An 18048-nucleotide genomic window follows, 5' to 3' on the forward strand; every position below is an offset into this window, starting at 1 on the left:
GAGAGCGTCATCTTTGCGGCACTTCTCGCGGATGCGCGCCCACCAGCGCGACCCCCTCCCGGGCCGTTCTGAGCGCCCGAGGTCCTCGGCTGCGTCCGTCCCCCTACCCTGCTGAGCTTCGTACGCGTGCGGTGCGCAGGGTCACGGTGATCCGTCCGAACTTTCCGACCGAGTGGGCCGCCATGAAGGCGGTCGCCGCGAAGCTGGGCATCGGCACGGCGGAGACGGTGCGGACCTGGGCCCGCAAAGCCGACGTGGACGCCGGCCGGCGTCCCGGCACCACCTCGGAGGAGGCCGCGGAGATCAAGCGGTTGTGGGACGAGAACGCCGAACTGCGGCGGGCCAATGAGATCTTGAAGGCGGCGTCGGCTTTCTTCGCGTCGAGCTCGACCGGCCGTCGAAGCGCTCGTAGCGTTCATCGACGCACACCGGAAGGTGTTCGGGGTCGAGCCGATCTGCCATGTCCTGGCCAGCCACGGACTGAAGATCGCAACGAGCACCTACTACGCCGCCAAGAAGCACACGCCCAGGGCCAGGGCAGTCCGCGACGCCGAGTTGAAGACGCGGATAAGTCGTATCCACGCTGCCAACTTCGGCGTCTACGGGGTGCGGAAGGTATGGCGACAGTTGCACCGCGAAGGCATAGCCGTGGCGGCCCGCTGCACCCTCGCCAGGCTGATGCGTGACCTGTGCCTTGAGAGTGCCCGACGCGGCAAGAAGGTCCGCACTACCGTCCGCGACGACGGGCATGAGCGGGCGGCTGACCTGCTGCAACGCAACTTCACCGCCCAATCCATGGCCAGTTCGCGCAGCGCGTGAGCGTCTTCGAGGTCTGCATACCGGCACGGTGCCCTCCGCGGAGGACGTGACCAGGACGGCGGCCGGGGACACCTGCTCGTAGGCGGCCTGCAGCGCCTCCACCTTCGGCACGATCAGGTAGTCGGCGTACTCGGACGCGTCGTGGGTGAGCACCTTCACCGCGCCGTGCTCGGCGAGCGCGGCGGCCGTGTCGGCGGCACCGTTGCCGAGAGCTACGGCGACGGGCTCGCCGAGCCGGCGGGCCAGTGTCAGCAGCTCCAGGGTGGGCTTGCGGACGGCACCGCCCACGTGGTCGACGTAGATGAAAACGTCAGCCATGGGATTGCTCGCCTGCGTACGAAAGTTGAGGCGCGGTCAGCGCATGCGGGCTCAGATGAACTTCTGGCTGGCGAGGAACTCAGCGAGCTGTTTGCCGCCCTCACCCTCGTCCTTGACGATCGTGCCCGCGGTGCGCGCCGGACGCTCGGTCGCGGCGTCGACCGTGGTCCAGGGCCTTGATGTCCAGGTGGGACAGGTCCCAGGACTGCACCGGCTTCTTCTTGGCCGCCATGATGCCCTTGAAGGAGGGGTAACGCGCCTCGCCCGACTGGTCGGTCACGCAGACCAGGGCCGGCAGGGATGCCTCGAGCTGCTCGGAGGCGGCGTCACCGTCCCGGCGGCCCTTGACGACCCCCCGTCCTCGACCGAGACCTCGGACAGCAGCGTCACCTGCGGCACGCCCAGACGCTCGGCCAGCAGGGCCGGGACCACGCCCATGGTGCCGTCGGTGGAGGCCATGCCGGAGAGGACCAGGTCGTAGCCCGCCTTCTCGATGGCCTTGGCCAGCACCAGCGAGGTGCCGATGGCGTCCGTGCCGTGCAGGTCGTCGTCCTCGACGTGGATCGCCTTGTCGGCACCCAGGGACAGGGCCTTGCGCAGCGCGTCCTTGGCGTCCTCCGGGCCCACGGTCAGGACGGTGACCTCGGCGTCGTCGGCATTCTCGGCGATCGGCAGGGCCTGCTCGACCGCGTACTCGTCCAGCTCGGAGAGCAGACCGTCCACGCCGTCCCGGTCGACGGTCAGGTCATCGGCGAAGTGCCGGTCGCCAGTGGCATCGGGCATGTACTTCACACACACAAGGATTTTCACGCGTCGAGTCCTCCTCGCTTGACCAGCTGGCTCACGATGACATTGCGCTGGATCTCGTTGGTGCCCTCGCCGACAATCATCAACGGGGCATCGCGGAAGTACCGTTCGACGTCGAACTCGGTCGAGTATCCGTAACCTCCGTGGATACGGACCGCATTGAGGACGATCTGCATCGCGGTCTCAGAAGCCAGCAACTTGGCCATGCCGGCTTCCATGTCCACGCGCCGACCCGCCTCCGCTTCTCGAGCCGCGTACAGGGTGAGCTGGCGGGCCGCGGTCAGGGACGTCGCCATGTCGGCGAGGTAGTTGCCGATGGACTGGTGCTGCCAGATTGGCTTTCCGAAGGACTCGCGCTCCTGGGAGTAGGCGAGCGCGTCCTCCAGTGCTGCCCGGCCGACGCCGAGGGCGCGGGCGGCGACCTGGAGGCGGCCGGTCTCCAGGCCCTTCATCATCTGTGTGAAGCCCTTGCCCTCGACACCGCCGAGCAGGGCGTCCGCCGGCGCCCGGTAGTTTTCGAAGAACAACTCGCAGCTCTCCACGCCCTTGTAGCCGAGCTTGGGCAGATCGCGGGAGACCGTCAAACCCGGTCCGTGCTCGACCAGGAGAATGGAGATGCCCTTGTGCGCCGGGCTCGCCTCCGGGTCGGTCTTGCAGAGCAGGGCGATCAGCTGGGAGCGCCGGGAGTTGGTGATCCAGGTCTTGGCTCCGTTCACCAAGTAGCCGTCGGCATCCTTGCGGGCCACCGTACGAATTGCCTGCAGATCCGAGCCACCGCCGGGCTCGGTCAGCGCCATCGTCGCCCGGACCTCACCGGTGGCCATCCTTGGCAGGTAACAGCGCTTTTGCTCCTCGGTGCCGAAGTGCAACAGCAGCTTGGCGACCACGGTATGTCCGCCCATCGCACCGGCCAGGCTCATCCAACCCCGCGCCAGTTCCTCGGTGATCAGAACGTAGCAGGGGGTGGAGACGGGGGTGCCGCCGTATTCCTCAGGGACAGCGAGGCCGAAGATGCCGAACTGCTTCATCTGCTCGATGAGGGCTTCGGGATAGGTGTTCGTGTGCTCCAGCTCCCGTACGACCGGCTTGACGTCCTTGTCGACGAAGTCGTGCATCATCCTGACGATGATCTGCTCGTACTCGGACAGGGTGTCGAGAGTGCTCATGCTGTGATGCTCCTCGGGGTGGATCGTTCTCCGGGCGGCCGGTGTCACAGGACGTGGTCGGCTCGTAGAGCGGCGATGTCGGCTGTGCTGTGTCCCAGTTCGGCCAGAATCCGGTCGGTGTGGTCCCCGACTGCGGGGACCGCGTCCATGTGCGGGGCACTGCCGGCCAGGTCCACCGGCGGCAGCAGCGCCGGCACCGCCGTGCCGCCCGGGATGCGGACATCCCGCCACCGCTCACGACCGGCGAGGACGGGATGCGCCAGAAAGTCCTCGATGTTGTTGACGCCGGCGTTGGCAATGCCCGTCTCGTCCAGTACCTTCATCACCTCGGCGCTGTCGCACTCGGCGAACCGTTCGGCGATGATTGCGTTCAGCTCCTCGCGGCATGTCACACGAGCGGAGCCGGTGGCGAACCCTTGCAGGCACCCCTGCTGACCTGCTGCGTTTCTTCGACCTGCTGATTTCGTCCCGCCTGAGCCCGCCGCAACCCGGCTCGGCCCGACTCCGCCCGCTGGGGTGCTCCCGCGGGAGCACCGCGGGGAACACGCAACCAATCGGGCCTGCCCGGCGTGATGTGAAGTGGGCCCGGCAGATCTGCACTGCCGGGCCCACCTGCGGCTCCACACCCACTTTGCGGAGTAAGGAAAGGGAGCCGCCGCGCCCCCCGCAGGGCGGGGGCCGGGGGCTTCGCCGCCCCTCGCTCCGATCATGGCCGAAACGCCCGACGAATGGGAGCCGCAGGCATCTTTCACACCGGCGCTTAGTTGCATCTACGACTATTGCAGTGGCCAATTGGGAGGAGTTGTACACCACCCAAAGTAACTAGGCCCCGCCAGTCGATGTTTGCTCGTCGAGGAGCGCCGTTCGGAGCGTGCTCTCGGCGTGCCAGCCGGGAGCGCTCGTATCGGATGGACTTGGCCTTTCAGCCGGTGCGGCGAGAGTGCAGCGCTGGACGCCGCAACGGGGCGAACGTTGCCTTCGGCCGCCCCATCCTCACCATCCGCTGTGAGGGCCATTCCTCCGGGCCGACCGGGGCCATGCGCGCTGACGCTCCCCCATCTGTAGACGGGCGTCGTCGAGCATGCGGTACAGGTCCCGCTGGCTGACGTGCCGGCACCACCAGTCCTCGGCCCTCCACATCAGGGACCAGAATCGGTCCCTGAGCGTCGGATCAGGGGGGTTGAGAATACGCTCGATGTTGCGCAGCCTGTTCAGCTCAGCCTCGGACGTAGCGGGCGGAAGCTGAGGCTCGGAGTTTCGGATCCTGAATCGCTGCATGATCAGTCCAGTGAGCGTCGGCCGATGTGCTCCAGCCGTGCCTCGAACAGTTGCCGGGCCTCCGGAGTGAGGGAGACGAGTGCGACCAAGGTCGTGATGGCGACGTCGCACAGCTCCTTGTGGACGTCGTCCCAGCTGTGGCTGGCGCCCTTGCGCGGGTTCGCCCCCATGGCGCCGTGCAGCGCTTCGGCGACCTCGCCGAACTCCTCACCGATCTTGAGTACGCGCATCACCTTCGCCTGCTCGCCGGTGACGGGGCTCTCCTTGTCGAGCCAGTCGACGAGGCGGCCGATCGTGTCCCATTGCATGCTGTCCACGTCTTCTTGCTGTCCTTCGATCGTGGTCGGTCATCAGTCGGTCGGTCAGAACAGTCCGGTGGGCTGAGTCGCGGGGGTAGTCACCGGGAGCGGCGCCGTGGCCTGCAGAGCCAGGGAAACCGTCAACGCCGAGTGATCGGTCAGCCGGTTTTCAGCGGTGCGCACCTCGTGCACGTACGTACAGGAGATCAGCGCCGTCGCCAGGCCGGAGGACGTGTGCGCGTGGTCGTAGCGGTATCCGTCGCCGGTACGTCCGACCCACGAGTACTCCTGTGCCTTCGGGTGCAACATCCGGAACGCGTCCCGATAGCCGGCCTCGGCAAACCACTCGTAGGCCGCATACTCGAACCGCCGGAAGAAGCGGTAGTGGGGTTGGTGGTCCGGCTCCAGGATGTTGAAATCACCCAGCACCAGGCGCAGTTCCTGACAGCCGGACGGAAGGCTCCAGCACAGGTCGCTCAGGAAGTCCTGCTTCCGTCTCGTCTTGACCTCCGTAGAGTCCCGTGAAGGCACGTACAGGCCGACGATATCCAGCGGTCCCTGGTCAGTACCGACGGTGACTGTTTCACAGCGGTGGGGCAGGTAGCTCACGGCTGCCGGCCTTGCTGTAGTGACCAGCCGGGACACGATCATCACGCCACGCTCGCCCCGTGGGGGCCGGGGATAATGGACGTTGTACCCAGCGTCCCTGAACGCGCCCGCCAGGAGATCGCAACCAGCGCTGTCGACCGTTTCCGTGAGCACGAGCACGTCCTCTGGTCGGGCGGCCAGATAGTCGAGCTGGCGCTCGGCCCGCTCCCGGCCCGGGTTATTCAGGTTGAACGTCAGCACGTCCAGGGTGGTCACGAGCGGCCCCGTCCTGTCAGCAGTGGTTCTTTGATCGCCGCAACGACCGCGCGGGCGACATCCTCCGGCTGGGCCGTCGAGGCGTCCAGTTGCAGAACGCGGACGCCGGCAGCCATGAGGAACCTAGCGGTGTCGTAGTAGTAGGCGCATTCACGCTCGGTACCACCAGGTTCCCGCTCGTACCGGCTGTGCGCGCCGCGTGCCTCCAGCCGCTTGGCGATGACGTCCACCCGGGCGTTTATGACGACGGCCAGGTCGGGCATGTCCGCGTGCCGGTTCAGCTCCCAGACCGTATCGCGCGGGACACCGTCCATTACCTGGAGCGCAAGGGAAGAGGGCACGTAGCGGTCGCACACGACCACGTCTCCGCGCGCCAGGGCCGGCCGGATCTCCTGCTCTACGTGCCGGTAGCGGTCAGCGGCGATCAGGCACGCCATGCTCATCCCCCGGTACTCCTCTGTCCCGTGCCGCGCGAGTTGCCCGAGCGGGCTGTCACTGGGCTCCCGGGTGGCGTACACCGAGTGGCCTTCACCTTGAAGTTGCCGTACCAGGGCTGCGGCGACGGTCGACTTTCCCACACCACCCGGGCCGTCAAGGGTGATGAAACGGGCGCTCATGAGACACCGACCACGGGCAGCGTGCGGGATTGCCGGGGTACGACGGGGCATAGCTCCGCGTCGACCGCACCGATGCGCTGCCCGGAAGCGACGACCGCGGCCGGGCAGCCCTTCCCACAGCCCTCGCTCATCGGGCAACTGCCGCAGGTCGGGTTGTCGCCGACCGTCCACCGGTCGTGGAAGCGGTAGGCGTCAAGCCGAGCCGCGATGTCGTCGTGCTCCCAGACGTTGCCGACGATGAAGTCGGTGTCAGGGTGCTGGCTCACGTTCGTGCGGGCGGCGAAGACGAGGTAAGGACACACGGTGACCTCGCCCTTGGTGAAGACGTAGATGATCGTCCCCGCCTCGCAGCCCGCGAGCGGCTTATCGTCGTTCGGGAACCGGATGTTCACCAGTTCCAGGCTCTCGTCAGCGAACGGCGCGGTCAGTTCCGCGATGTGCCGCATATGGTCGTCCGGCCGCCGAAGCTTCTGCGCCCCCTTGGCCGCTCCGCGGCCCATCTCCCCCAGCGGATTCATCAGCACGTACGTCGCTCCGTGCTCCCGGGCGAACGCGCATAGTTGGGCGTACTCCTCGTCTTCAGCAAGGTTGTTCGGCGTGCACAGAAGACCTTGCAGGATGCCGGCTCGGGCGAACCGCCGGACGGTCTCAACAGTCTCCTCGAAACACTCAGGGCGGCCACGAAAGACTCCGTGGGAATCGGCAGAGAAGCCGTCGATGGAAACGTTCATGTGGGCGCCCATGTCGGCGAACGCACGGACCTGCTGATCCGTCACGATCGTTGCATTCGTGCACACGCCCACTCCCATGTTGGCGTCGTGGAACGCGGCGGCCACCTCGACCAGGTCCTCATGCATGAAGGGCTCCCCGCCGGTCAGGGTGACCCGATTGACGCGGGCCTGGGCGAGCTGGGGAATCAGGCGGTCACGGACCAGGGAGAGCGGCATGTATTCGCCGCGCTTCGTCGCGGACACGAAGCAGTGCTTGCAGCTCTCGTTGCACGATTCGCAGATCTGGATGAGCGCTTTGCGGTGCGGAGCATCGACGGAGGTACGGAAGTAGCACGACACAGCCTGTCCGGCCGTGATGAGCGTACGAGCAGTCAAGGGAACCTCCCAGTAGAGGGTGAGGCGTCCCGGCCGTGGGACCTACACCGCGGCCGGGACGGTGTACGAGGCGCGCGATGTCGCGGGGAACGAGTCGCGGCTGAGGGGCGAACCCAGCGGGGATCGGTCACCGATCGCGGTGAGCAAATCCCTTCAGGAACGTCTGGATCGCTTGCTCGCTGTATCCGTAGAACCTGCCCGTCACGTCATCCTCTTGAGATGCGTCAGGGGCGTCCTCGCCCCACTCAACGACATGACAGGTACTCGGACATGAGGACCAGTGCACCCGCACCCGAGGGAAGCCGCGGCGCCCTACGAGCGCATCACGTACGCAGTAGACGGCCTCAGGGTTGTCAAGGCTGGTGTAGCCACCGCGTCGCCGACCGCCGACCGGCACCGCCAGGAATCCGATGCCGTCGACAACGACGACGACACCGGCATCGATGAGCGTCGGGTCCTGAAGCCGCTCACGAAACCAGGCCGCTTCCCATTCGTCTCGCCAGTCGACGGGCCGTACCTCCACGACCGCGCGTGGGCGTTGCTTGATGAACGGCAGAGGGGACAAAGGAATCTCCTGGTGGGGATGCATGTGCGAGCGGAGAGGAGGTGAGTGCCCTGTACGGGGTGCCGGGGCCTCGTCCCGGCTTTCCGTCGTTCCCCTGCAGAGGGGCGTCCGGGACTTGGCCCGCTAACCGACCGGGCCGGGAGATCCGGGATGGTCAGGCGATCAGGCGGATCACCGCTACGACAACCAGGCTGCCGAGCAGCAGCCCGTATCCGGCTGCGGCCGCCGTGAGGCGCGGGTGCCGGCGGTGAATGATTCGCCACGCCTCCCGTCCGGTCCGGCCATCGGCCTCGGCCCGGACGCCCAGTGCCGTGACGCTGATGGAGACAACCGAGGCCGGCTTCCGGGTGATGTCGTTCGATCGAGACATGGGGAACCCTTCCGATGGGGGTACAGCTGTTGCGGGGTGCTGGCGGTAGGTGACTGCCATCGGGTCCGGCTGGCGTTCCGGAAAATGCTGCCGAATCCTGGTCTCGGCGATATCGAGGCAGCCGACGCATAGGTAGATAGGAGCGTGCTGGCCGCCGGACTGTGCGGGGCCGACCCAGACCACCGGTAGATCGGTCCTGTCACAGCGCCAGCACTGGCCCGATGTCCATCCACGGCTCATCGCGGACTGCGGGCGATCAGCACGCCGATCCAGGCAGCAACCGCCGCCACAGTGAGCAGGTAGATGGCCTGCGCTGTCGTCGTGGCGAACGGATAGGCGACAGGCGCCGAATCGGTCTCGTCGCGGGGCTCGTCAGGGCCCACTTCAGCCCAGACCCGTTTACCCCACGGCAACGGTTCCGCTCCCCACTGCTGCGCCATTGCGTCGACGAGCGCCAGTCCCCGACCCTGTTCGTCATCAGGGGTCGAACTCCGTGTCACCGGCAGACTCCGGCTCTTGTCGATCACTTCCACCCGTACACACCCACCGGCCAGACGATGAACCGTCAGCCGGAACACACCGTGCCTCGCGTGTCGGACGGCGTTCGAGGCCAGTTCGGAGACGATCAGCTCTGTCCTGTCCACCACGTCCACCAGGACGGGCACGTCCCAGGCAGCCAAGGTCTCCCGGACCAGTCTGCGAGCGGCCGGCACCGATGTGTCCTCGCAAGGCAAGCAGATGGACATCACCCGTGAACCGTCTCCTGCTGCGAAATCGTGGCGCGCTCGCATACCGTCGCGACCCGAGGTCGTGTCACCCACGGGGTTCACCACCTCTGCGGTGAACTCGTTGCCGCTCGTAAAATCCGGCGAGTGCCCGACAAGACAGAGCCAACACCTCGGCCTGCATGGCAGCTTCCCTATCGGTAGACGCTCCTTCGGCCCCGAGCGACTTCCTAACTCGGTCGAGAAGCCACTGCGCCGTCTGCCGATCAGCCGAGTCCGTCTCCTCCGCTATGACGTCATCGACTTCGCTGACCAACTGCTCGACAAACGGCCGCAGCTCCGCAGCCAACAGCTCCAGTTGCTCGCGCCGCGGCACCGTGCCTGGCAGGTCGCGCGTCAGAAGCAGGACCTCGTCCCACACCTGGCGCGCACGATCCAGGCTGATGACACCCACCTTCCGAAAGTGGCCGTCCGAGACCAACTGAGACACCGCCGTGCCGTTACCCAAATGCCCCGGCTCAGAAATAGGGACCGCCCAGTACGAGGCCGCCCTCCCCGAGCTGGAGACAACGTCCGGTCGCGGCACACCCAGCTGGTGCCCGTCACCCAGGCACTCGGTGCTTGGCACCCTCCATCCCTTGACCGTGCTCGGCTCACAGAGGATGTACAACCACTGCCCGTGCTGGCACCGGATGACCGGCGCTCCGAGCAGTGCCGCCGCCAGATATAGGTCCACCGCGGCGGGGTCGGTAGTACCTGCCGAAGCCTCAGCTACCCACAGGGGCACGCGAACGGCGCTGAACCTGGCGCCGCACCACAGCAACGTCAGGCCGTCCTGTTCCCATTCGAGGAGGGCCTCTTCGGCATCACACACAGCATCGGACAAGAGCCATTCGGCCGCCCTGTCAACCGAGTGTGCGCGCAATTGGTGCGTCATGTCGGCATCTCCACGGGGCCGTCTGCGAATTCGAAGCACTGGCGCAGGACACGGCCGACGTCTTCACCGTGGGTCAACCGGCGAGGCGCCCCTGTCGACTCGATCCACGGTGGGGTATCCCAGCGCACGCCCCGGCTAGGGGGCAGCGCCACCCAACCGTCGTCACCGGAGCGCACCGTCACCTCGTCGTGGACGAGGCAGTAACGGCCGGTGGCCGGGAGGACAAGGAGTACTGCCTCGTGATCGCCGTACAAGAGGCAGGGCATTCCCGCCTGACCGTCCAGCAGGACCATGGCGTGCAGTCCGATGCTGCGCGGAACGAAAACGGCGTCGAAATGCGTCGTGGCTGTGATGAGCGAGGCTCCCGGCGAAGTCTCAAGGGCTCCGGCCAGAGATTCCTCCAGCAGCTGCGGTGAGGGACACACCGGCGGATGTGCACCTGGCGCTCCACAGTTCGTTTGCCCGCATGTGCAGCCCCGTCGGGGCCGGAAGCGATGCCCGAGACGTAACGGCCACTCCAGCGCGAGATACGCACGTCCTGCGGCGCGCGGGTCGCGGGTGTTGATCGGCACCATCGCCGATTCCCCCTGGTGATCACTTAGTTGCGGTTAGTGACCCTCTGAGGATTGCGTGCCCGCAAGGCGGCGCCCCCTAGTTTTCCTAGGGGGCGCTCGTAGATGGATTGGATCCCGTCAGTTGACGAGTTCCATGTTCCGGATGAGCCCGGACAGCGCAGATGCCTGCGACGGCACACCGACCCGAGCGAGGTCGGAGACGAGCGCACGCGACATGGGGTCGGCGTACACGTAGTAGGGCGCCGCAGAGGCAGCCTCCCGCAGCTTGACCACGGCGGAGGCGTGACGGCCCATGCGATGCAGAGCGCGGGCCTTGTCGATCGCGAAATGCGTCCGCCGCTCCTTTGACGGCACCTGGTTGATGTCAGCGCCAGGCACCTTCTTCAGGCCCGTTTCCGGCTGGTCTACCTCGACCCCGGCCTCTGCCGCATGCACTGCCACGGTCCCCTTACCGAAGACCGTTTGCTGTTCGACGTCATACCAGGCGTCGCCAAGACGGTTGGCGTCCTCAAGCGCAGCCTCGATACGCGACCAGGCGTCGGCCTTCCTGTTGCCGCGCGCGCTGGCAATGGCCGCCCGCAAGTGCAGCGCCCCGCGCAGTGACACTGCCTTGTCGGAGGCGTGACGACCGGAGGCGTGCGGCTCAAGATCCCGCAGCGCGGCATCCACCACGGCCACGGTCTCGTTCAGGCTGGCCTGATGCAGCAGCGCACCGCAGCGGTCCCAGGCAACGGCCGCTTTGACCACCGGGTCGTCCAATCGTGTCGCTGCGCCGGCAGCGACCTCCGCCGAAACCCACGCCAGATCGGGGTAGCCGAGTTGATTAAGGCACATCCGGGCAGTGCGGGCCGTGTCCACCATGAGTCGTAGAACCTGCTCGCGGGCCCAGCCTTCTGACGTCAGCAAGGCCGTGTTCAGGTCCTCGATCATCTCGGGGAGTATCCGCGCAACCTTCGGTAGATCCGCAGCTTGTCGAGCCGCGTTCGCCCGCACTGACCGCTCTTGAAGCGCCGTCAGGTCGACTGGGGCACCTTGCGGGGCAAGGCCCGGGTGGCCGGACAGGATCAGGCCCGCCCGGCGCATGCCGGTGCGCAGCGCTGGAACGTAAGAATGCGCGAGGGAACCGCCGTTGCGCTGCAGGCGGTACGGCTGGCCGAGGAGCCAGACCACGTCGACATCACAGATGTCGGCGATCGCGTTGATGACAGAGTATCGGTCAAGTGGTTGACGGCCGCGCTCGACGTTTTGAACCCATGCTTCGGTGCGGTCGAGAAAGCCCGCGACCTGGATTTGTGTCAAACCGGCTGCATTGCGTGCGATTCGGACGCGGGTGCCGATGTGCTCGTCGTCGCTAAGGGGCATACTGATGCTCCGTTCTGACGTAGACACTCAGAACGCTACTCCGAACCGCGCCCCCGTCGCTCCCCGAGCGCAGCGGGGGCGCGGTTCTGTTTGCCACGTGTCCGCCTGGGCGTTGAGACCCTTCTGCCGCGCGCAAGCAAAGGCGCGCACGTTCCCGGAATCCTGGACGCCAGGACACCGGAACCCGTACGTGGGCACCCTGGTAATAGGTGCCTGGCGTGCGGGTGGGCGTCTGCGGATCAGACGTCATCTTGTGCCGTCCGGGTAACGGGGCTGGGCAGCGGTACATGTTCCTCGGCGACGTGAATCTCGCGCCGCATCGGGCTTTACTCCGGCCAGCCCGGCGTCGCGCCGCGGCTGCGGGATCCCGTCCGGCGCTGGCAGCCCTGACCGCGAAGTCCTTCTGGTCGGGCGCAAGGCACCGCCAGCAGAAGTTCGGGCCTTCCCGTGGTCACAGCGGTCCGAGGCATGCGCTGCGGGTGTGCCGCGAAGTCGGGCCTGTCAGATGATCAGCGGGCATGGGGGATGTCGACCCAGGCTGCGTGGGTTTCGCGACGGAGTCTGGACCAGGTGTCTTGTTATGGCTTGTCGGCGGCGTGAGGCGGGGGTGCGGTGTGGCGCTGCCGAGCGCTGCGTGTTGCAATGAATTGGTCCATGGAGGGCAACACATTGACGCGGGGTGTGGTGTGGCTGATCCGGCGGCGGCGGTGACGCGTGCGGTTGCGCGAGGGGTGCGCGCTGCGCGGGTGGCCCAGGGGTGGTCCCTGGAGACTCTGGCCGCGCGCTCCGGGGTCAGCAAGGGCATGCTCGTGCACATCGAGCAGGGCCGTACGAACCCGAGTATCGGCACGCTGTGCAGGCTGACGGAAGCCCTGGGGACGACCTTGTCCCGGCTGGTCGAGACCTCCGAGCTGCCGCTGGCCCGTGTGGTCCGGGCTGGGGAGGGGGCGTGTCTGTGGCGTAGTGAGCACAGTCCCGGCCGGGGTGTGTTGCTGGTGGGATCCGAGCCGCCCTCGTCCTTGGAGATGTGGGACTGGACGATGTACCAGGGTGACAGCTACGGAGGCGAATCGCACATCCCCGGTACCCGGGAGACGGTGAGTGTGCTGCGCGGTTCCCTGGAGATCCAAGTGGCTGGCGAGTCCATCGTGCTGCACCGGGGAGACTCGGCAGTCTTCGCCGCCGACCGTACGCACACCTACCGGCACACCGGAAAGGGCGAGCTTCATTTCGTCCTCGCCGTCGCCCAGCCCCACGTCGCCGCCCGGGCCCCGCTCGCCGACGGCTCCGTTTAAGCCCCGCCCGGTTCCCGCTGGATGATCACCGGCCGTGGCCTGGCCACGGCCCTTTTCCGCGCGCCCGCGCGCTCTGCCGAAGGAGAAGAAACCGCCGTGAAGCACGTGCAGAAAGTCCTCCTCGTCAATGCCGGCACCGACGGGGACGTGTCCTCAATCGCCAACGACGGCACGTTCCCGGCCCTGGGCGTGGTCTCGCTCGCCACGGTCCTGCTGCGCGACCACCCGTATCTGGACGTGATCGCGCTCGACGGCCAGATCACCTCCATGCCGGAGATCGAACAGCTCATCCGGGACTTCGAACCGGACGTCCTGGGACTGAGCGCCCTGGGCACCTCGTATCTGAACACGCTTCGCTTAGCCGAGGCCGGGAAGAACGCCGGGGCCGTGACCATCCTGGGCAACGACCAGGCGGCAGCCATGGCCCGGCAGATCCTGGCCCACCGCGAGTGCGTGGACTACGTGTGCGCCGCGGACGTCGGCGAGTTCGCCCTGTCCGCCTTCATCGACGCCCTGGACGGCAAGCGACCCATCGCCTCCGTGCCCGAACTGCTGTATCGCACAGATGAGGGCATCGCTCACAACCGCCTGCCGGAAATCCCCGCCCCGCTCATCAGCCTGGGCGGTGGGGCCCTGGTCAGCAACGTCCTGGATGCCATACCGATACCGGACCGTTCCCTGATGCCCGCGGCCAACTGGGAACGCTACCGGAAGAACTACCTGGCCCGGTACGGAAGCCTGCACGACTACGAGGACGTCACCGGCGTCACCACCATCAACCGGGCCCGCGGCTGCGCACGCGTGAACCACCCCTGCCACTTCTGCGGCATCGCCGACCTCAGCTTGCGTTTTTCCTCTCCTGAAGTCTTCTGGCACGACGTCCGCGCCGCACAGCAGCAGGTCGCGGCCACCATCTTCTACGAGGCGTTCGACAGCATGAGCAGTTCCCCGCGCTGGGTGCAACGGCTGGTGGAAGCCCGGCCCAAGGACATCGGCGACCCGAAGTTCTTCGTTTACACCCAGGCCGCCGAGACCACCGAGCGCATCGTCGACCTGTACCTGCGCCTGGGCGTGTACCGGGTCAACATGGGCCTGGAATCCGGCGACACCCGCATGCTCAAGCTGCTCAAGGGCCCGCGCGACAGCCTGGAGAACAACCAGCGCGCCTGCACCCTATTCAAGGAAGCTGGCCTGCCCATCTACGGCTCACTCGTCCTCGGCGGCCCTGGCGAGAATCACAAGAGCCTGGACAACACCATCGCCTTCGCCCACTGGCTGATCGACAACGAGATGATGGCCGCGCTCGAAGCCCAGCCCCTCTACCCCGACTTCGGCGCCCTGACCGGCCGCTGGATGATGAACCCCGACCTCGCGCGAGCCGCGGCGAAGGACAAGGGCTTCGAGATCCTCGATGGCAAGCTCCTCGACTCCATGCCCGACAAGTATGGCCACACCGACATCGTCGACTTCGACGAGATCTCCATGGACTGGTGCAAAATCTTCAGCCGGGTCGGCTGGGACGAACTCGTCGAGGCCACCCGCACCATCCGCGGCTACGCCGACCAGCACGGCACCGTCTCCGGATCCGCCCGCATCTCCGACAGCCAGCTCGCCTGACAACTTCCTTCCCCCCGGCCGGTGCCCGCCGCCACGACCGAGGAGCCGATGTGCTCACCCTCCTGCTCGCCACCGCCCTCTCCTGCGCCCTGGTGGTCCTCACCCCCGGGCCCGGCGTGCTCACCGTGCTGCACATCGGCACTGGCAGCGGGCGCCGCCCGGCCGCCCACTTCCTCCTAGGCCACCTGGCCGGCGACCTCATGTGGGCCCTGCTCGCCCTGATCGCCCTGCGCTGGGTGCAGCTCCTGTCCCCGGCGGTCTTCACCGTCTTGACCGTCGCCAGCGCCCTGTACCTGGTCTACCTCGGCATCCGGGCGCTGGCGGCGGCCTCCGCACCCGACAGCGGCGCCTCTGCCTACGCGCGCCGTCCCCTCGCCCATGGCGCCGTGTTCGGTCTGACCAACCCCAAGAGCTACCCCGTCACCCTGGCCATCTTCGCGTCCGTCATCGCCGGGAACATCGACCTGCTCACCGCCGCTACTGTGCCCCTGTTCCTCCTCGCCAGCGCCCTGGGCTGCATCACAGCCGACGCCCTGCTCGTCTGGATTGTCGGCCTGCACACTGTCCGCAAGCTCTACGCCCGCGCAGCACCCTGGATCACCCGAGGCGTCGCCTTCCTCTTCTTCGGCTTCGCCGCCTATTCGCTCCTCCACCTCAGGTAACCGGCTGGCTTGCGGAGGCTGTCCGGCAGTGGCCATTGGCGACGTACGTCCGGACTCCGGGCTGCGGACGGGTCCGGCTCACTCACCGGGGGCGGAGGCGTCGTCACTGGCGTGGTCATCGCGGTGTCCTGTTCTCACAACGACTACGGTCACATTCGAACAAAGAATAGAACAGCGGCGTGGTGCCACTGTCAGTGGCGCCCCGTACCGTATCCGTATGCCCTCCCGCCGTCGGCCACATGGCCTGGTGCGCCCCTATCCGGAAAATGTGAACGAAGCCATCCGCCTACTTATGGACCAGCCACCAACCCCTCAGCGTGCGGAACGGTACGCACGCCTACTGGTGCTTTGGAGCGAGATCGACGACGAGGAACCGGCCGACGCCGCTTGAGAGCATGAGCGCCTCGCCGGCGGGTTTCGGTCCGGCGGAGGACTGGCCGAGCCTCTCCCCGGCGGCCGATGGAGTGTCAGGCCCGTAGCGATTCGCTGACCGGCGGCCGGACGGACCCGCAGTGCCACCAGCTGGCGATGCTGCGGACCTCCGCCCTCTAAGAGGGCGCCGTCGAGCCCTCAGCGAAGGAGGGCAGGCTCGCGCGGAAGACCTTTGGTGAGGACGTCGGCCACCAGGTCGGCCAGGCCGAGAGGGTAGACCGTCTCGGCGGTGGAGCGAAGCTCGTTCAGCGGCCACCAGCGGCTTTCCCGGATGTTGTCCTTCTGGGTGGCGCGATCGGCATCGAGGGCAACCGGCGATGTGCGGATCAGGAAGTATTTCTCGATCTGCCGCACTATCCGGCCTCCGACCGGATGGTTCTGGCGGCGCTCAGCGATCTCACCGGACAGCACTACGTCCTTCGCGCCGAGTTCCTCGCCCAGTTCCCGCAGTGCCGCGGTCGGGTAGTCCTCCCCGGGTTCCAGGCTGCCGCCTGGGGTAGCCCAGAAGCCGCCGTTCTCGTCGTAGCGGAGTAGCAGAACGCGCTGGTCAGCATCGACAACGACGGCACGAGCCGCCTCTCGCAAGGGCGGAAAGCTCATGGGGTGAGTCTTGCAGATGGCAGCCTCTACGCGTCTCTTCGTGACGACTAGCCCGTGAGCAGGGCATTGTGAACGGCATGGACTTCGATCCGGTTGAGCGCGACATGGGGGCGTACCAGCAGTCACTGACTGCGGAGGAGATCAGGCAGGTCTGCCGACGGGCCTTCGGACAAACCGGCTCCCCGGTGTCCGCCGTCGAGCTGGACGCGGGAATGTACAACAACGTCTACCGTGTGACCCTGGCCGGGCGGGAGAAGCCGGTGATCCTGCGTGCCGCGCCGTCGGAGGACCGTCAGTTCCGGAGCGAGCGGCACCTGATGCGCAACGAGTACGCGAGCGAGCCGTGGCTCGCCGTGATCGCGCCGTTGATGCCGCAGGTACTCGCCGCGGACTGGTCGCACCAGGTGATCACCCGGGACTGGATGATCCAGACCTACCTGGACGGCGTTCCGGCCCCTCAGCACCTGGGGACCTACCCGCGTACGGCATGGCCTGCGTTCTTCCGGCAGATGGGCGCCATCACCCGCTCCGTCCACGCCGTGCAGGGCCCGCACTTCGGGTCCGTCAGCGGACCGGGGCACCGGACATGGAGCGAGACGGTGATCGCCTCTCTGAAAGAGATCGCGGCCGACCTGGACGGGGCCGGCCTGGACGCAGCGGACGTACGCAAGGTCGCCGCGGTGGCCGTGCACGAGCGCGCCGTACTCGACGAGATCACCGAGCCGAGGCTGTTGACGGGGGATCTGTGGACCGTCAACGCCCTGATGGACCCGACAGCCCCCGAACCCGTGATCACCGGTGTGCTGGACTTCGACCGCTGCCTGTTCGGTGACCCGGCCGCCGACTGGACCATCCGCATGGCGAAGGCCAAGACCGACGAGCGGACCGCCTTCTGGGAGTCCTACGGCACGCCGGACCGGTCGACCGCGGCAGTGTGGCGGGAGCGGATCTACGAGGCCCGGCACCTGGGCGCGATCCGCCTGGAGCGCCACCGGCTCGCCAAGCCGGACGCGGTCGAGGAGAGCTACGGCGCGATGGCCGAGGTGCTCGCCGACCTGACCTGACCGGAGGTCTCCGGCGACGGCTCGACGCCGATGCGGACGCCTCGCAGTAGCGCGTCGGCCCGCCCCTCGACCTCTGCGGCATCCAGGCCGGTGACCACAAACGCCCCCAGCCGGTGGGCATTGGCCCGCGGCCGGTGCACACGGCCGCCGATCGGCGCCCGCCAGCGGACGAACGGCACGCCCGGCCCGGTCCGCGGGAAGCCGGACTGCGACGTCAGCCGTCCGGCGTGCGGACTGGTCACGAACCGCACGGTGGCGTGTCCGCGGACGGTAGCGGTGAGGTCGGCCGGGCGGCCGAGGGCGGTGTCGAGCAGCGCCGTCCACACGTCAATCCCGAGGGCATGCTGGATCAGGAGCCCGATGTGTCCGGCGGCGAGCCGGGCGCCGATCTCGATGACCGTGCACCGTCCGTCGCCGTCGACGACGACCTCGGTGTGCGAGGCGCCGTTGCGGATGCCGGAGGCGCGGATGGCCGCCTCGACCTGGCGGTGCACGTCGTCCTCCACGGGCGAGGGGAGACGGACGGGCAGGCTGTGCCCCGTCTCCACCCTTGCCGTGCCGCCGCTCACC

Annotated in this window: 17 protein-coding genes and 3 pseudogenes; 5 read left to right on the forward strand and 15 right to left on the reverse strand. The window is 67.3% G+C overall.

What is annotated here, in order from left to right; translation table 11 throughout:
* Positions 1–606: 606 nt before the first annotated feature.
* On the forward strand, positions 607–819 hold the full coding sequence (locus ACFY2B_RS38210; protein ID WP_390767704.1) for an IS3 family transposase: 213 nt from the start codon (positions 607–609) through the stop codon (positions 817–819).
* Positions 820–849: 30 nt separating this feature from the next.
* On the opposite strand, the pseudogene ACFY2B_RS38215 reads toward ACFY2B_RS38210, so the two are convergent.
* The 13 genes and pseudogenes from ACFY2B_RS38215 to ACFY2B_RS38275 form a co-directional block, all read right to left on the reverse strand.
* Positions 850–1137, reverse strand: a pseudogene (locus ACFY2B_RS38215) (electron transfer flavoprotein subunit alpha/FixB family protein); the annotation flags it as partial.
* Positions 1138–1188: 51 nt separating this feature from the next.
* Positions 1189–1920, reverse strand: a pseudogene (locus ACFY2B_RS38220) (electron transfer flavoprotein subunit beta/FixA family protein).
* A gap of 23 nt (positions 1921–1943) precedes the next feature.
* Complete coding sequence (locus ACFY2B_RS38225) at positions 1944–3110, reverse strand: acyl-CoA dehydrogenase family protein (protein ID WP_390767652.1); 1167 nt, start codon at positions 3108–3110, stop codon at positions 1944–1946.
* A 44-nt stretch (positions 3111–3154) separates the two neighbouring features.
* A pseudogene (locus tag ACFY2B_RS38230) lies at positions 3155–3523 on the reverse strand (CoA transferase); the annotation flags it as partial.
* An 867-nt stretch (positions 3524–4390) separates the two neighbouring features.
* On the reverse strand, positions 4391–4696 hold the full coding sequence (locus ACFY2B_RS38235) for a MazG-like family protein (protein ID WP_390767705.1): 306 nt from the start codon (positions 4694–4696) through the stop codon (positions 4391–4393).
* 54 nt (positions 4697–4750) lie between these two features.
* The gene (locus ACFY2B_RS38240) at positions 4751–5551 is read right to left on the reverse strand and encodes an endonuclease/exonuclease/phosphatase family protein (RefSeq protein WP_390767653.1); all 801 of its coding nucleotides are present in this window, start codon (positions 5549–5551) and stop codon (positions 4751–4753) included.
* Positions 5548–6168 carry a dTMP kinase gene (gene tmk / locus ACFY2B_RS38245; protein WP_390767654.1) on the reverse strand — a complete coding sequence of 207 codons (621 nt, stop codon included), beginning with the start codon at positions 6166–6168 and terminating at the stop codon, positions 5548–5550. Before tmk ends, ACFY2B_RS38240 begins: the two co-directional genes overlap by 4 nt.
* Positions 6165–7238: a radical SAM protein gene (locus ACFY2B_RS38250; protein WP_390767655.1), complete on the reverse strand. Its 1074-nt coding sequence runs from the start codon at positions 7236–7238 to the stop codon at positions 6165–6167. The genes tmk and ACFY2B_RS38250 overlap by 4 nt, the downstream gene beginning before the upstream one ends.
* Before the next feature lie 163 nt (positions 7239–7401).
* Entirely contained in the window at positions 7402–7863 is a 462-nt protein-coding gene (locus tag ACFY2B_RS38255) for a DUF6302 family protein (protein ID WP_390767656.1), read from the reverse strand.
* A 130-nt stretch (positions 7864–7993) separates the two neighbouring features.
* Positions 7994–8209: a hypothetical protein gene (locus ACFY2B_RS38260; protein WP_390767657.1), complete on the reverse strand. Its 216-nt coding sequence runs from the start codon at positions 8207–8209 to the stop codon at positions 7994–7996.
* 236 nt (positions 8210–8445) lie between these two features.
* A complete protein-coding gene (locus tag ACFY2B_RS38265; protein ID WP_390767658.1) occupies positions 8446–9030 on the reverse strand; it encodes an ATP-binding protein in 585 nt (194 codons plus the stop codon).
* Entirely contained in the window at positions 9023–9871 is an 849-nt protein-coding gene (locus tag ACFY2B_RS38270) for a DUF6415 family natural product biosynthesis protein (RefSeq protein ID WP_390767659.1), read from the reverse strand. Before ACFY2B_RS38270 ends, ACFY2B_RS38265 begins: the two co-directional genes overlap by 8 nt.
* Positions 9872–10563: 692 nt before the next feature.
* Positions 10564–11808, reverse strand: a complete 1245-nt coding sequence (locus ACFY2B_RS38275; RefSeq protein WP_390767660.1) for a helix-turn-helix domain-containing protein — start codon at positions 11806–11808, stop codon at positions 10564–10566.
* Between the two features lie 518 nt (positions 11809–12326).
* Here ACFY2B_RS38275 and ACFY2B_RS38280 point away from each other — a divergent pair.
* The 3 genes from ACFY2B_RS38280 (at position 12327) to ACFY2B_RS38290 (ending at position 15382) form a co-directional block, all read left to right on the forward strand.
* Complete coding sequence (locus ACFY2B_RS38280; RefSeq protein ID WP_390767661.1) at positions 12327–13103, forward strand: helix-turn-helix domain-containing protein; 777 nt, start codon at positions 12327–12329, stop codon at positions 13101–13103.
* A 96-nt stretch (positions 13104–13199) separates the two neighbouring features.
* Positions 13200–14720 carry a B12-binding domain-containing radical SAM protein gene (locus ACFY2B_RS38285; protein ID WP_390767662.1) on the forward strand — a complete coding sequence of 507 codons (1521 nt, stop codon included), beginning with the start codon at positions 13200–13202 and terminating at the stop codon, positions 14718–14720.
* A 50-nt stretch (positions 14721–14770) separates the two neighbouring features.
* A complete protein-coding gene (locus ACFY2B_RS38290) occupies positions 14771–15382 on the forward strand; it encodes a LysE family translocator (protein WP_390767663.1) in 612 nt (203 codons plus the stop codon).
* A 570-nt stretch (positions 15383–15952) separates the two neighbouring features.
* Here ACFY2B_RS38290 and ACFY2B_RS38295 read toward each other — a convergent pair.
* On the reverse strand, positions 15953–16414 hold the full coding sequence (locus ACFY2B_RS38295; RefSeq protein WP_390767664.1) for an NUDIX hydrolase: 462 nt from the start codon (positions 16412–16414) through the stop codon (positions 15953–15955).
* Positions 16415–16491: 77 nt separating this feature from the next.
* On the opposite strand from ACFY2B_RS38295, the gene ACFY2B_RS38300 reads away from it, so the two are divergent.
* Positions 16492–17478, forward strand: coding sequence for a phosphotransferase family protein (locus tag ACFY2B_RS38300; RefSeq protein WP_390767665.1), 987 nt, complete (start codon positions 16492–16494; stop codon positions 17476–17478).
* Here ACFY2B_RS38300 and ACFY2B_RS38305 read toward each other — a convergent pair.
* Positions 17439–18047 carry a hypothetical protein gene (locus tag ACFY2B_RS38305; protein ID WP_390767666.1) on the reverse strand — a complete coding sequence of 203 codons (609 nt, stop codon included), beginning with the start codon at positions 18045–18047 and terminating at the stop codon, positions 17439–17441. The two genes, ACFY2B_RS38300 and ACFY2B_RS38305, sit on opposite strands and share 40 nt — an antisense overlap.
* Between the last annotated feature and the right edge of the window lies 1 nt (position 18048).

The organism is Streptomyces sp. NPDC001270, from assembly GCF_042896695.1.
GTDB lineage: Bacteria > Actinomycetota > Actinomycetes > Streptomycetales > Streptomycetaceae > Streptomyces.

Excerpts from the sequence above, each read along its gene's own strand:
- ACFY2B_RS38225 (WP_390767652.1), bottom strand. The coding sequence starts at position 3,110 with ATGAGCACTCTCGACACCCTGTCCGAGTACGAGCAGATCATCGTCAGG.
- ACFY2B_RS38235 (WP_390767705.1), bottom strand. The coding sequence starts at position 4,696 with ATGCAATGGGACACGATCGGCCGCCTCGTCGACTGGCTCGACAAGGAG.
- tmk (WP_390767654.1), bottom strand. The coding sequence starts at position 6,168 with ATGAGCGCCCGTTTCATCACCCTTGACGGCCCGGGTGGTGTGGGAAAG.
- ACFY2B_RS38255 (WP_390767656.1), bottom strand. The coding sequence starts at position 7,863 with ATGCATCCCCACCAGGAGATTCCTTTGTCCCCTCTGCCGTTCATCAAG.
- ACFY2B_RS38260 (WP_390767657.1), bottom strand. The coding sequence starts at position 8,209 with ATGTCTCGATCGAACGACATCACCCGGAAGCCGGCCTCGGTTGTCTCC.
- ACFY2B_RS38270 (WP_390767659.1), bottom strand. The coding sequence starts at position 9,871 with ATGACGCACCAATTGCGCGCACACTCGGTTGACAGGGCGGCCGAATGG.
- ACFY2B_RS38275 (WP_390767660.1), bottom strand. The coding sequence starts at position 11,808 with ATGCCCCTTAGCGACGACGAGCACATCGGCACCCGCGTCCGAATCGCA.
- ACFY2B_RS38280 (WP_390767661.1), top strand. The coding sequence starts at position 12,327 with ATGGGGGATGTCGACCCAGGCTGCGTGGGTTTCGCGACGGAGTCTGGA.
- ACFY2B_RS38295 (WP_390767664.1), bottom strand. The coding sequence starts at position 16,414 with ATGAGCTTTCCGCCCTTGCGAGAGGCGGCTCGTGCCGTCGTTGTCGAT.
- ACFY2B_RS38300 (WP_390767665.1), top strand. The coding sequence starts at position 16,492 with ATGGACTTCGATCCGGTTGAGCGCGACATGGGGGCGTACCAGCAGTCA.